The following is a 13,398-nucleotide window of genomic DNA, read 5'->3' on the forward strand; positions in this document are numbered from 1 at the left end:
AGGAACTAAATAGGTCTGCTGAAAATATTCAACTTAAAATTTATAGATATGAAATTAACTTCCATAATTGTTGAAGACGAAGAAACCAGTAGAGAAATTCTAAAAAATTATATCAAAAAATACTGTCCGAATGTTGTTGTTTTAGGTGAAGCATCAAACGTGGAAGAGGCTTTGGTTTTAATTCGAAATAACGATTTAGATTTGGTGTTTCTAGATGTGGAAATGCCTTATGGTAATGCTTTTGATTTACTAGATAAGGTAGGCGATGTTAATTTTGAAACCGTATTTGTAACGGCCTATAATCATTATGCTATCGAGGCTTTAAATGCTCACGCGAGTTATTATTTAATGAAACCAATTTCTATAGATGAACTTATAAAGGCAGTAGATTATGTTACTGAAATAAGAACTAAGGAAAATGCGTTGCAAGATGAAGTGTTAGTGCCTAAAACCAATAGTATTAGTGGGAAAATAACGATTCCGCAACTCGATGGATTCGAAATTCTGAACACTGCAGATATTTTATATTGCAAAGCCGATGATAACTACACTGAAATTTATTTAAACAATAATAAAAAGAAACTAGTTAGTAAAACACTTAAGTATTTTGAGGAAGCGTTAACGGGTTCTAGTTTTGCTCGGGTGCATAAATCGTATTTGGTAAATGTAAACGAAGTTGTAAAATACTTAAAAGGAAAGGGCGGAAGTGTTTTACTTAGCAACGGAAAAGAAATTATGGTTTCAGCATCTAAAAAAGCTCAGTTGTTATCTTATTTTAAATAATTTTACGATATTATTTCCGCGAAAGCGTAACCTTAAAAACTCAATTTATTATGTCTATTATAAAAACTATAAACGGAAAAACACCTCAATTACCAAGCGATTGTTACATAGCAGAAAATGCTGTAATAGTTGGCGATGTTACTGTTGGAACACAATGTAGTATTTGGTTTAGTGCCGTAATTCGTGGCGATGTGCATTACATAAAAATGGGGAATAAAGTAAACGTTCAGGATGGAGCAGTAATACATGCTACGTATCAAAAATCGCCAACAACTATAGGTAATAATGTATCTATTGGGCATAATGCCATTGTACATGGGTGCACCATTCACGATAATGTTTTGGTTGGAATGGGCAGTATTATTATGGACGATTGCGTAATTGAAAGTAATAGCATTATTGCAGCTGGAGCTGTGGTTACCAAAAATACGCGTGTAGAATCGGGTAGTATTTATGCCGGTGTACCTGCTAAAAAAGTTAAAGATATTAGCGAAGAATTGATCTCGGGAGAAATAAATCGTATAGCCGATAATTACATTAAATATTCGAGTTGGTTTAAAGAATAGTTTTTTTGAATGAAGTTATTGTGGTCTGAAAAACAAGGTATACATGGTGCCAGTTGTTCCTGCACCACCGCCAAAATTTATAGCCATAGAACCATCTCCTTTTAAATCACCTCCATAAGAAATTGAACGAGAAAAACGGCCTTCTGCTTCTAATGTGAGGTTAAAACCGCCTTCGGTATTATTTATTCTATCGAACGATTTTACAGTTTTATCGGCGTTTAAATACAGCACATAACCCCAACCTTCATATTGTTGGTTTGCACCCGTAACTAAATCTGCTATACCATCGCCATCTATATCGCCAGGCGCACACATAGCATGACCTAAGTTGGCTCCAAAAGTTCCGTTAGGATTAATATCCGTAACTAATTCGTCTGTAAAGCCATTTAACCCTTCTGTTATTTTTGTTTTAGATACGACGTTGTAAGTTGTAGAATCTAAAGATAGAATCCAGATGGCACCTTTTCCTCCATCGGACATAAAAGCGCCTACAGCTAATTTTTTATTGCCATCATTGTTGAGATCTCCGAGCATTGCAACTTCTCGACCACCAAACTGATCGTTATCTTCTAAACCATCGCCAAAGCCACCTTGTGTTGAACTAATGGTTACTTTGGTGGTATAAATTACTTGAGAATTGGCATTTAAAAATAAAATATCTATAGCGCCTCTATTACTGCCTCCATCGTTAGAACCTGGAGCGCATGCTACTAAATCGATTCTACCATCGTTATTTAAATCTCCTATTGCAGATAATCCATTGGCATTAATATTTTCGTTTTTTACAAAGTCTTTAACGGTACCATCGGCTTTTAGATGAATAATATATAAAGCATTATTTGGAGCAACGGGAGCAGCAACGGCAATATCAGGAATGCCATCGGCATCATAATCTCCAATGCCTGCAACGCCATAACCGAAAAAATTGCCTTCATTTAAAACTTCTGAAAAACCACCAGAAAGCATCGATATTTTTTGATTGGCTTTTACTGTTCCATCATTATTCATAAATAAAATGTAAACGGCTCCCGCATCGGTTTCTCCATCATCATCAGATCGAGCGCCAACTACAAAGTCTATAACCCCATCACCATCAACATCACCAATTTTATCATGGTCGCGCCCAAAGCGATCTCCACTTTCTAAACCAGCGACTAAGCCTCCAGAACCTTCTGTGATAGTAACAGAGCCTTCAGGTTGATATTGTAATATGTTTTCAGGGATGACTTCTTCAGAATCATTTGAGTTTTTATTATTAGAACAAGATATAAAGGTTAGTGCTACTAAAAGTACAGCTAGAATTTTCATGGTTTGAATTTAATTAATCTTTAGACCTCTACTTTTATAAAAGGTTTAATCTACCGCGGATTTACTAACTGCTAATCGGTATTAGAGTGAAAGTTTGGAAATTACATCTTGAATTGTACTTACTAATTAGAAATCGGAAATTTCAATATTGAATTTTTTGTTTAACAGGGTATGCATGATTTCTGGATTACCGTTAGTTAAAAACCGATTTTTAGTAAGACTTGTTGATGTGTTTAATAAGTTATTTTGTTGTAAAATAGCTTTAGTTTGGCGTGCTACGGCTTCACCGGAATCTATTATTTTGACGTGATTTGGCAAGATGTCGAGTAGTAATGGCATTAAATATGGGTAGTGCGTACAGCCTAAAACCAGATGGTCTATGTTGGCAGCTATCATGGGGCTGAGGTAGATTTTTAATAGAGATTTCATTTCTGGAGAATCTAATTTTCCCGTTTCAATGAGGTCTACAATGCCTTCTCCAACCTGCTCGATAATATGTACGCTTTTTGAAAATATTCCTGCTGTTTTTGAGAATAATGCGCTGCTTAATGTGCCTTGTGTTGCCAAGATACCGATGGCGTTTGTTTTGGTTTGTAGGGCTGCTGGTTTAATGGCGGGTTCTATGCCTATAAACGGGATTTTGTATTGGTCGCGCAGATAATCTATAGCATTTGTGGTTGCTGTATTGCAAGCTACTACTATTATTTTACAGTTTTTATTGAGTAAATATTCGGTGTTTTTTATGCTTAAATCTATAATAGCATCTTTACCTTTAGAACCGTAAGGCGCGTGTTTGCTATCGGCTAAATAAAGCGTGTTTTCGTTTGGTAAAAGCGCGTTAATTTCTTTCCAGATGGAAGTTCCGCCAACTCCAGAATCGAAAATACCTATAGAGTTTTTATTCATTTTAAAGCTTGTTTTTTTTGGCGTCGCGTATGTCTTTTTCGAGATGATCTAAATATAAAATACCACTTAAATGATCTATTTCGTGTTGAAATATTACTGCTGTAAAATCGCTTATGGTTTCAGTTTTATGTTCGGCATTCATGGTATCGTATTCAATTTCTATTGAAAAGGAACGACTATTAAGCATATCACTACGGTCTGGAATGGATAAACAGCCTTCTTTTACCGATTGTTTCTCTGTTGAATATTTGGTTATTCGTGGATTTAAATAGACCTCGAACGGGAGGTTCTCTTTATCGAAACGCTGTACCCATATAATGTTTTTTAGAATACCTACTTGCGGCGCGGCAATACCAACACCCATAGATATACTGTCTCTAACTGTAGCATAGAGCCTGCTAACAAAGGTTTTTAAAACAACATTGTTTGGCGATGGTTTTACGTATGCACTTTTTGAACGTAGTAAAAGTGAATCTTTTTTGTTAGTTATTTTAAAAACACGCATGGGTGCTAAACTATTGGCACTTGAAATTAACTGCGTTTGCTCTTTGGAAAAACTTTGATTTATAAGAGATTTACTGCCAGAACAGCTAGCTAAAATGATTAGTAATAAAAGAGTGTATATTTTATTTTTCATTAGAGTAAACATAATAAAATAAGAACGGTTAAACTACCATTCGTTTATTTTGTTGGAGTCTAATTTAATAAAAATAAAGATTAAAATAGTAAATGCCCAAAGTCCAGAGCCACCATAACTAAAAAGTGGTAATGGAATACCGATGGTTGGAATTAAGCCCATAACCATGCCTATATTAATTAAAAAGTGGATAAATACAATGGCCGCAACGCCATAGCCATAAACACGACTGAATTGCGATTTTTGAAGTTCAGCTAAGTGTAATATACGCAGTAGTAATAATACAAAAACGATTACTACAAAGGAGCTGCCAAGAAAACCCCACTCTTCGCCAACGGTGCTGAAAATATAATCGGTATGCTGTTCTGGTACAAATTTACCAGTGGTACGTGTACCTTCCATAAAACCTTTACCAGAGAGACCGCCTGAGCTTATGGCTTTTTCCGATTCGTTTAGGTTGTAAGCAAAGGTTTGCTTCATTTTCTGAAGCTTAACAGGGTCTTTTTCTAAGCGTAACCAAAGACTTATTCTATCTTGTTGGTGCGGTTGTAAAATGTTTTGATAGAAGAATTTCACCCCAAATGAAACAGATAAGGCGGCTATTAAAATAAGTGATAATTGGTATATTCTAAGTTTTCTTTTATTTATAAAATGGTATGAAATCACCACAATAATAGCAATTATTGATGTTATTATAGCTCCGAATTTTAAAGATAAAATAGAGAGTAATATGACTGAAACAGCAAGTGTTAAATAGTATTTTGGTAAGCCTTCGCGATACAAAACAAAGAAGAAAGCGCCATAAACAATGGTACTTCCGGTATCGTTTTGTAATAATACAAGAAATGCAGGAGTTATAATTATGGCAAACGTTTTAATTTGATCGCTGAAGTTTTTAATGTTGGTGTTTAAATCACTAATATATTTGGCAACCGCTAATGCTGTGGCTGTTTTTGCAAATTCACTAGGTTGTAACGTCATGCCTCCAATGGCATACCAAGATGTAGCTCCGTTTACGTTTTTACCGAATATAAAGAGCCCAACTAAGGACAACATGGATATAATATAGATGAGACTAGAGAAACGCTCGTAGAACTTAGCATCTATGGCTAAGAGTAGTATAATTAAACCGAAGGTTAAAAAAATGAAAACAAGTTGTTTTCCAAAGGGTTGGTCTAAATCGAAATAATTAAGCGTTGCCCCAGTATGAGAAGCCGATAAAATATTAAGCCAACCAAAACCAACTAAAAGAAAAAATAGAAAGATAGTAATCCAATCGAATTTAAAATGTCTGTTAGTGTCTCTAACCATTAATTTGCTGTTTTATGTATTTTATTCAGCTCTGTTTTTAGTCGATTGTATTCTTGATCGTCAACAATTTGCAAGCTTGTTTGTCCGTTAATTCTAAAAGGCTCACCAGAATAAGGTTTTGCGTATTCGTTTTCTAAACTATGCTTTAAAAGCCATTCTTCTAAATCTTTTCGGGTAATTTCTTTTTTAATATGTTTTTCAATCATTAAACTAGCAATTCGTCCAGCAAAACGACTTCCCCAGTATCCGTTTTCAACAAAAACAGCAATAGCTATTTTAGGGTTATCTTTTGGTGCAAAGGCTAAAAATATAGAATGATCGGTAAGTTGTGTTCTTACGCTATCAATTTTAACAAAGTTTTCTACGGTCCCAGTTTTTCCACAAATATCAATATCTTTTACTTGCAAAGTTGCTGCTGTACCTTTTTGATAAACTTGTAGCATGCCCTCGATAACCGGGTCGAAGTTTTGTTTATCTATCGAGGTTATTTTAGGCTTTGTAAACTGTTCTGGTAAGGTTTCGTTTTCAATACTTTTTATAATATGTGGCGTAAAATAATGACCACGATTAGCAATAGCAGCAGCCATGTTTGCTAATTGAATTGGTGTTGTAGCAACTTCGCCTTGCCCAATGGCATTAGAAATGGTGTAGGTAGAGTAGAAGGTGTTTGGGTAAATGTGTTTGTAATAAGCACGGTCTGGGATACGTCCTTTTTGGCCCACATATAAATCGTTGTTTAAAAATTGACCTAACCCAAAACTTTTAGCATGTTTACTCCAGGTATCAATACCTTGGGAAGCATTACCGTTTTTATCTAAAATTTTTCTATATGTTGTGGCAAAATAGGCATTACACGATTTTTGAATGCCAGAAATCATATTGTTTCTAGTACCGCTATAGCAGTGGCATTTCATAAATCTATTTCCATATTTATAACCTGCATAACAGGTAACGGTTTCATTTGGAGTTACAACATTTTCTTGTAATGCGATTAAAGCATTCATTAATTTAAAAGGAGATCCAGGCTCGTAAACACCTTGTAAACTTCTGTTGAAAAGTGGATTTGCTCTAGAATCGTTATAGAGTTTCGTGAAGTTTTTAGAACGGTTTCTTCCTACTAAAATATTAGGGTCATAGGTTGGAGCCGAAACCATGGCTAAAATTTCTCCAGACGATGGTTCTATGGCAATAATACCACCGCGTTTATTTTGCATAAGTAATTCGCCGTAGGCCTGTAAATCGGCATCAATAGTGATTTTGATATCTTTACCTTGTTCTGGTGTAATATCGAATTCACCATCTTTATAGGAGCCAATATCTCGATTGAATCTATCTTTTTGAATAAATTTTAACCCTTTAACACCACGCAATGTTTCTTCATAAGAGGCTTCAATACCTTGTTTTCCGATAAGGTCACCCATTTTGTAGTAATCGTCACGATTTATAATGGCATTGTTTACCTCACCAATATCACCTAAAACGTTGGCGCCAATAGTGGTTTCGTAATGTCTAAGTGAACGTTTTTGAATGTAAAAACCTTTAAACTTACGCATTTTTTCTTGTAACACAGCATAATCAGATTTTGATAAATGTGAAACAAAAACAGATGATAATCTTGGAGAATAATGACGTGCTTTGTTGTATGTTGAGATGAATTTTTCTTTATCAATTTTTAAAAGATTACAAAATTCTAAAGTATCTAGTGGTTCTACTTCACGTGGAATCACCATGACATCGTATGATGGCTGATTGGAAACTAAAAGTTCACCGTTTCTGTCGTATACAAAACCACGTTTAGGGTAATCCCATACTTTTCTAATGGCATTATCATCGTATAAGCTATTAGAGTTGGAGCTGTACACTTGAAGATAAAAAAGCCTTGAAATAAATAAAACACCAACTAAAATGATGGAGATAAAAAGTAAAAATTGTCTCATTTCGTTTTTCTACTAAAAATAACTGTAATTAGAATAATCAATATAATACTGAATATACTTGAGAATAACGCCTTTTGAAGGATTAAAATTACTTTTGAAAAGTTAAATATTTCTAAACTAAACAAAACAAGGTGATGCACTATGGTTAGTAATGAAATATAGGTAAGTTTAGCTCCAAAGTCAACGGTATTAAAACGGATGGTTTGGTGCTCGTAAATCATACCGAAAGACGATTTTAAAAGAATAGGACGAATGTAAGCTATAAATACGCATGCTGCCGCATGAATGCCTCCTGTGTCTAGAAATAAATCAATAGACAATCCTAAGAAGAAACTAAGAAAAATGATAACAATACGATTATTTCTAACCGGGAAAAATGCAATTAATAAAATGTAGATATACGGATTTATATATCCTAAGAAATTAATATGGTTAAATATTAATACCTGAAAAAGTACAAGTATAATAAACCGGCTGGCTTGGGCGAAAAATAAACTATTCATTGCTTATGCCGTTTAAAAGGTTTTTAATTTCAGGAAGATTGATGTTTTTTATAATGTAAACATGCTCAATATTCGTCATGTCGTTAAACAACAATACATTTATTTCGTAGTAATTCTCTGTGTTATCTAGTTTGAAATCGTTTACAGTGCCAATAGGAACGCCTTTAGGGAAAATAGACGATAGGCCAGAGGTTACAATAGTATCTCCTGTTTTAAAGTTTGCAATTTTAGGGATATCTACTAATTGGGTAATTCTTGGGTTTTTCCCGTTCCATTTTAAAGATCCATAATGGTTGGTCTTTTTCAACTTAGCACTAATATTACTAGTTGTATTTAAGATTGAAATAACGGTTGCGAAATTTTTACTTGTTTTATTTACAATACCTAAAATACCTTTACTAGTAATAACTCCAAAATCCTCAAAAACACTATCGTTTTTACCTTTGTTTAAAAGTAAAACATTATCAGGTAAAGCATAACTGTTTTTGATAATGTTGGCCGAAGTAAATCTGTATTTATCATTAAAAGATAAGCTATCTATATAAACTGAATCTTTTGTAGCTTGGTTGTACAAAAGAGATTTTAGATGTCTGTTTTCTTCTGATAACAGATTGTTTTGAGATCTTAAATTAAAATAATCTGAAATATTATTTACAGAATTATAAACACCACCAGTTAAAAAGTTAGCCGAGTTAATAAACTTACTTTTATGGTAGGAGTGTGATTGAATTGTAAAAACAATAGAAATGCTAAACAGCAACAAGAACAACAAAAAGTTTTTGTTTCTTATTAGAAAATTAATAATCTGTTGCATGGGTTATAGACCTATTTTATGCTTTTATTTTATCAATACACTTTTGTATTTAGGTAAGTTTTTAAGAGTGATACCTGTACCACGTACTACAGCACGCAACGGATCTTCGGCAATGTAAACCGGTAAATCTGTTTTTAAAGATAAACGCTTATCCAAACCACGTAACATAGAGCCACCACCAGCTAAATAAATACCGGTGTTGTAAATATCTGCAGCCAATTCTGGAGGCGTTTGAGATAAGGTTTCCATAACGGCATCTTCAATACGTAAAATAGATTTATCTAAAGCCTTAGCTATTTCTCTATATGAAATTGATACTTGCTTAGGTTTTCCTGTTAATAAATCACGTCCTTGAACGCTCATATCTTCTGGAGGTAATTCTAAATCTTCGGTAGCAGCACCAATTTGAATTTTTATTTTTTCAGCAGTACGTTCACCCACATATAAATTGTGCTGTGTACGCATGTAATAAACAATATCGTTTGTAAATACATCACCTGCAATTTTAACCGATTTGTCGCAAACAATACCACCAAGAGCAATAACAGCAATTTCTGTTGTACCACCACCTATATCCACAACCATGTTTCCTTTAGGTTGCATAATATCTACGCCAATACCAATTGCTGCAGCCATAGGTTCGTGAATTAAGTAAACTTCTTTACCATTAACACGTTCTGCACTTTCTTTTACTGCTCGCATTTCTACTTCTGTAATTCCAGAAGGAATACAAATTACCATACGTAAAGCAGGTGTGAAAAACTTCTTTTTTAATGCGGGTATGTTTTTAATAAACATACTAATCATTTGTTCCGAAGCATCAAAATCTGCAATAACACCATCTTTTAACGGACGGATGGTTTTAATGTTTTCATGGGTTTTACCTTGCATTAAACTGGCTTCTTGCCCTACGGCAATAATTTTACCAGAAATTCTATCTCTTGCCACGATAGATGGTGCATCTACAACAACCTTATCATTATGAATAATAAGCGTGTTTGCGGTACCTAAATCTATGGCTATATCTTCGGTAAGGAAGTCAAAAAATCCCATGTGCTATTAATAATTAATTATGGTTTAAAATACGAATCCCGTAAAAGTACTAAAAGTTACTAAATATTCTGAGTTTTACGGGGCCCAAAATTCTGTTTACCAAATGTATTCGTAAGTTATACGTAATTTATTTGTTTATGGACGGTTTAAACTTGCGTTTCCAGAAGAAATGAAAGTTTAAACCGTCTATAAAATTTAGTGTTTAAAATGGCGTGTTCCTGTCATAACCATGGCTACATTGTTACCGTTACAATAATCAATACTTAATTGATCTTTTATAGAACCACCTGGCTGAATTACAGAGCTAATACCAGCGTTTTTCGCGATTTCTACACAATCAGGGAAAGGGAAAAATGCATCACTCGCCATAGCAGAACCGTTTAAATCGAATTTAAAAGTTTGTGCTTTGTGTATGGCTTGCTCTAAAGCATCAACACGACTAGTTTGTCCTGTTCCACTTGCTAATAACGTTTTGTTTTTTGTTAAAACAATAGTGTTAGATTTGGTATGCTTACAAATTTTAGAAGCAAAAATTAAATCTTCTACTTGTTCGCTTGTTGGAGCTAAAGTTGTTACTGTTTTTAAATCTTCAGCCTGATCTGTAATATTATTTCTATCTTGAACTAAAACGCCGTTTAAACAACTTCTAACGTTTGTTTGTGGCATTTCAATATCATGTATTTCTAATAAAATTCTGTTCTTTTTACCTTTAAGAGTTTCTAACGCTTCTGCAGAAAAAGAAGGAGCGATAACAACTTCACAGAATAATTTATGTATTTCTTCAGCTGTAGCTAAATCAATTTCTTTGTTGCTAATTAAAACGCCTCCAAAAGCAGAAACAGGGTCTCCTGCTAAAGCATCTACATAAGCTTGATGAAGTGTGTCACGTTGTGCTAAACCACAAGCATTATTGTGTTTTAATACAGCAAATGTTGGTGCGTCATTTTTAAACTCATTCATTAAATTAACAGCGGCATCAACATCTAAAAGGTTGTTGTAGCTTAATTCTTTTCCGTGAAGTTTAGTAAATAACTCATCGAAATTTCCGAAGAAAAATCCTTTTTGGTGTGGGTTTTCACCGTAACGTAACGTTTTACCGTTAGTCTCGCTTATTTTTAAAACTGTTTCTTCATTGTTTTGGTTGAAGTAGTTAAAAATAGCAGTATCGTAATGAGAAGATACGTTGAATGCTTTTCCTGCAAAACGTTTTCTGTTTTCTTCTGAAATGCTTCCGTTATTTTCTGAAATAAGTTCTAAAAATTCAGCATAATCATCAACTGAAGATACACAGATAACATCTGAATAATTTTTAGCAGCAGCACGAATTAAAGAAATCCCTCCAATATCAATTTTTTCAATAATATCTTGAGTACTTGCTCCAGAAGCTACTGTTTTTTCAAAAGGATATAAATCAACAATTACAACATCAAGTTGTGGGATATTATATTCGGCTAATTCAGCAACATCACCATCATGGTTTTGTCTGTTTAAAATACCACCAAAAACTTTTGGGTGTAATGTTTTTACACGACCACCAAGAATAGAAGGGTATGATGTAACATCTTCTACAGGAACAACGTCTATACCTAAATCGTTAATAAATTTTTCAGTACCACCGGTAGAATAAATGGTTACGCCTTGTTCGTTTAACTTTCTTACAATTGGTTCTAATCCGTCTTTACTAAATACTGAAATTAGTGCCGATTTAATGGTTTTTTCGTTGCTCATTGGTGTTGTGTTGTGTTTAAGAGTGCTTTTTTATGTGAAATTTTGTTGTTTTTCAGTCTTTTACGCTGAAAATTTAAAATATTTGCAAAAGTACTTATTTAGTTTAAAAAATGGGTTGTGAAATAATAAAAAAGACGCTTCATTTTTTAACTAAAAACAGAAGTTGTTAACAAGTGGAATGCAAAACGCAAACACCACGTGCTAACAACTTAAATAAACTTGCTGTATTTTAATTCTTTAATAGAAAACTCTACTAAAGTATAGTTGCAACTTGCTCGCAAACAAACTCCAGAAAACGTTCGTCCAATTCTGTAAAAGGATCTGGCGTATTCGAGTCGATATCTATTTGGCCAATGTTTTCACCATTAACAAAAATAGGAACTACTATTTCGGCTTTAACGGTAATGCTACAAGCAATATAATTGTCTTGAGCAGCAACGTCTGGCACAACAAAGTTTTCGTTGCTAACGGCTACTTGTCCGCAAATACCTTTTCCAAAAGGAATTACAGTATGGTCTGTTGGTGCACCAACATAAGGGCCTAAAAGTAGCTCTTCTTTTTCGCCGTTTCTAAAATAGAAACCGACCCAGTTATAATATGTTATGTTTTTATCGAGTAGTTCGCATATTTTTAATAGACGCTCGTTTTTATCTAGGTCTTGGTTAGAAATAATTGCTGATACTTGGGGTTTTAGAGTTTCTAAAATCATAATTTGAAAAGTTTTGGCAAAAGTATTTAAAAAGATGTAATTTCGGTACTTTGTTTATAGCATTTTAATTTGAAAACACTCTTTGTAAAATACAGGTCGGTAATAAAGTTTATACTTACATTTTTGTTGGTGTACTTGTCACTTTCTGTAATTTATAAATTCTATTTACAATTTTCTGATGGTTCCGAGTTTTATCCAGATTATTTCACGCATTTGGTTGGCGAGCAAAGTAAAGATTTACTAAACACATTTGGCTATGCTACCGAAATGGTGCCACATCTAGAAGAGCCTTCTTTGAAGGTTATGATAGGTAATACCTATGTGGCCCGAGTTATTGAAGGATGCAACGGATTAAGCGTGCTAATTCTATTTGTCTCTTTTATTGTTGCGTTTTCAGGAAAATTGAAAACTACGCTTTTGTATCTGCTTTCAGGGAGTGTAATTATCTATGTGGTTAATGTTTCGCGTATTGTAATATTATCGATTTGGCTTTATAAACACCCAGAACAATCGGAGTTTTTACATGCCGTAATATTTCCTGCTATTATTTATGGTGTTGTATTTCTGCTATGGATTTTTTGGGTGAATCGTTTTTCTAAATTAAACCAAAAAAATGTCTAAACCGTTTAAATATATTCTACTTTTTATATTGATAACCGTATTGGTGTTAATTCGATGGTTTGAGAATGAATTGTTTTACGATCCATATTTAACCTTTTTTCATAACGATTATTTGTACATCGATAGTCCGCGTAGAGAAGTATTAAAATTAGTAGCTTTTACAGTTTTACGCTATGTTTTAAACGGTTTAGTTTCCTTAGGGATTCTTTATGTGGTTTTTAAAGATAGAAATATTGTTAAGTTTTCGGCTTTGGTTTACGCTATGGCTTTTATTATTTTAATTTGTGGCTATTTATATTTTGTTATCAACCCGAAACAAACCGATTACTACTTCTTTTTTAATTTAAGACGCTTTTTAATTCAGCCTGTAATTTTAATATTGTTACTGCCTGCTTTTTATTATTACAAACTTACCAAAGATTTAAAGTAGATTTTATTCTGAAGCAGTACAGGCTCGTTTATTTTTAAAGGAACACGTGGAGTATTTCAATTCTAAACACAAAAAAAAGTGCTTATTTAGTT

The 13,398-nt window shown here is 33.6% G+C and carries 14 protein-coding genes; 4 read left to right on the top strand and 10 right to left on the bottom strand.

Going from position 1 to position 13,398, the window contains the following annotated elements; all coding sequences use genetic code 11:
- Positions 1 to 48: 48 nt before the first annotated feature.
- Together V6246_RS15215 and V6246_RS15220 are read left to right on the top strand one after the other, a co-directional pair.
- Positions 49 to 783, top strand: coding sequence for a LytR/AlgR family response regulator transcription factor (locus V6246_RS15215; RefSeq protein ID WP_341561314.1), 735 nt, complete (start codon positions 49 to 51; stop codon positions 781 to 783).
- A 50-nt stretch (positions 784 to 833) separates the two neighbouring features.
- Entirely contained in the window at positions 834 to 1,349 is a 516-nt protein-coding gene (locus V6246_RS15220) for a gamma carbonic anhydrase family protein (protein WP_341561316.1), read from the top strand.
- A 15-nt stretch (positions 1,350 to 1,364) separates the two neighbouring features.
- On the opposite strand, the gene V6246_RS15225 is transcribed toward V6246_RS15220, so the two are convergent.
- From V6246_RS15225 to V6246_RS15270, 10 genes are all read right to left on the bottom strand, one after another.
- Positions 1,365 to 2,657, bottom strand: a complete 1,293-nt coding sequence (locus V6246_RS15225) for an integrin alpha (RefSeq protein ID WP_341561318.1) — start codon at positions 2,655 to 2,657, stop codon at positions 1,365 to 1,367.
- A 126-nt stretch (positions 2,658 to 2,783) separates the two neighbouring features.
- Positions 2,784 to 3,563 (bottom strand): glutamate racemase, encoded by a 780-nt coding sequence (gene murI, locus V6246_RS15230; RefSeq protein ID WP_341561320.1) that lies wholly within the window; start codon positions 3,561 to 3,563, stop codon positions 2,784 to 2,786.
- A 1-nt stretch (position 3,564) separates the two neighbouring features.
- On the bottom strand, positions 3,565 to 4,200 hold the full coding sequence (gene def / locus V6246_RS15235) for a peptide deformylase (protein WP_341561322.1): 636 nt from the start codon (positions 4,198 to 4,200) through the stop codon (positions 3,565 to 3,567).
- A gap of 33 nt (positions 4,201 to 4,233) precedes the next feature.
- Entirely contained in the window at positions 4,234 to 5,511 is a 1,278-nt protein-coding gene (rodA, locus tag V6246_RS15240; RefSeq protein ID WP_341561324.1) for a rod shape-determining protein RodA, read from the bottom strand.
- Positions 5,511 to 7,448, bottom strand: coding sequence for a penicillin-binding protein 2 (mrdA, locus tag V6246_RS15245; protein WP_341561325.1), 1,938 nt, complete (start codon positions 7,446 to 7,448; stop codon positions 5,511 to 5,513). Before mrdA ends, rodA begins: the two co-directional genes overlap by 1 nt.
- The gene (locus V6246_RS15250; RefSeq protein WP_341561327.1) at positions 7,445 to 7,951 is read right to left on the bottom strand and encodes a rod shape-determining protein MreD; all 507 of its coding nucleotides are present in this window, start codon (positions 7,949 to 7,951) and stop codon (positions 7,445 to 7,447) included. The genes mrdA and V6246_RS15250 overlap by 4 nt, the downstream gene beginning before the upstream one ends.
- Positions 7,944 to 8,765: a rod shape-determining protein MreC gene (mreC, locus tag V6246_RS15255; protein ID WP_042496993.1), complete on the bottom strand. Its 822-nt coding sequence runs from the start codon at positions 8,763 to 8,765 to the stop codon at positions 7,944 to 7,946. The genes V6246_RS15250 and mreC overlap by 8 nt, the downstream gene beginning before the upstream one ends.
- Positions 8,766 to 8,789: 24 nt before the next feature.
- Positions 8,790 to 9,818 (bottom strand): rod shape-determining protein, encoded by a 1,029-nt coding sequence (locus V6246_RS15260; protein ID WP_042496995.1) that lies wholly within the window; start codon positions 9,816 to 9,818, stop codon positions 8,790 to 8,792.
- 195 nt (positions 9,819 to 10,013) lie between these two features.
- Positions 10,014 to 11,546 carry a bifunctional phosphoribosylaminoimidazolecarboxamide formyltransferase/IMP cyclohydrolase gene (gene purH, locus V6246_RS15265; protein ID WP_341561329.1) on the bottom strand — a complete coding sequence of 511 codons (1,533 nt, stop codon included), beginning with the start codon at positions 11,544 to 11,546 and terminating at the stop codon, positions 10,014 to 10,016.
- 253 nt (positions 11,547 to 11,799) lie between these two features.
- Positions 11,800 to 12,255, bottom strand: a complete 456-nt coding sequence (locus tag V6246_RS15270; protein ID WP_159019186.1) for a GAF domain-containing protein — start codon at positions 12,253 to 12,255, stop codon at positions 11,800 to 11,802.
- A gap of 69 nt (positions 12,256 to 12,324) precedes the next feature.
- Between V6246_RS15270 and xrtF the strand changes: the two genes are divergently transcribed.
- Positions 12,325 to 12,876, top strand: a complete 552-nt coding sequence (gene xrtF, locus V6246_RS15275; protein ID WP_341561332.1) for an exosortase family protein XrtF — start codon at positions 12,325 to 12,327, stop codon at positions 12,874 to 12,876.
- Entirely contained in the window at positions 12,869 to 13,306 is a 438-nt protein-coding gene (locus V6246_RS15280; protein WP_341561333.1) for an exosortase F system-associated membrane protein, read from the top strand. The genes xrtF and V6246_RS15280 overlap by 8 nt, the downstream gene beginning before the upstream one ends.
- Positions 13,307 to 13,398: the final 92 nt, after the last annotated feature.

It is taken from the genome of Algibacter sp. TI.3.09, assembly GCF_038154905.1.
Classification (GTDB): Bacteria; Bacteroidota; Bacteroidia; order Flavobacteriales; family Flavobacteriaceae; genus Algibacter.

Coding starts and splice junctions, on each gene's coding strand:
- V6246_RS15215 (WP_341561314.1), top strand. CDS start 49: ATGAAATTAACTTCCATAATTGTTGAAGACGAAGAAACCAGTAGAGAA.
- V6246_RS15220 (WP_341561316.1), top strand. CDS start 834: ATGTCTATTATAAAAACTATAAACGGAAAAACACCTCAATTACCAAGC.
- V6246_RS15225 (WP_341561318.1), bottom strand. CDS start 2,657: ATGAAAATTCTAGCTGTACTTTTAGTAGCACTAACCTTTATATCTTGT.
- murI (WP_341561320.1), bottom strand. CDS start 3,563: ATGAATAAAAACTCTATAGGTATTTTCGATTCTGGAGTTGGCGGAACT.
- def (WP_341561322.1), bottom strand. CDS start 4,200: ATGAAAAATAAAATATACACTCTTTTATTACTAATCATTTTAGCTAGC.
- rodA (WP_341561324.1), bottom strand. CDS start 5,511: ATGGTTAGAGACACTAACAGACATTTTAAATTCGATTGGATTACTATC.
- mrdA (WP_341561325.1), bottom strand. CDS start 7,448: ATGAGACAATTTTTACTTTTTATCTCCATCATTTTAGTTGGTGTTTTA.
- V6246_RS15250 (WP_341561327.1), bottom strand. CDS start 7,951: ATGAATAGTTTATTTTTCGCCCAAGCCAGCCGGTTTATTATACTTGTA.
- mreC (WP_042496993.1), bottom strand. CDS start 8,765: ATGCAACAGATTATTAATTTTCTAATAAGAAACAAAAACTTTTTGTTG.
- V6246_RS15260 (WP_042496995.1), bottom strand. CDS start 9,818: ATGGGATTTTTTGACTTCCTTACCGAAGATATAGCCATAGATTTAGGT.
- purH (WP_341561329.1), bottom strand. CDS start 11,546: ATGAGCAACGAAAAAACCATTAAATCGGCACTAATTTCAGTATTTAGT.
- V6246_RS15270 (WP_159019186.1), bottom strand. CDS start 12,255: ATGATTTTAGAAACTCTAAAACCCCAAGTATCAGCAATTATTTCTAAC.
- V6246_RS15280 (WP_341561333.1), top strand. CDS start 12,869: ATGTCTAAACCGTTTAAATATATTCTACTTTTTATATTGATAACCGTA.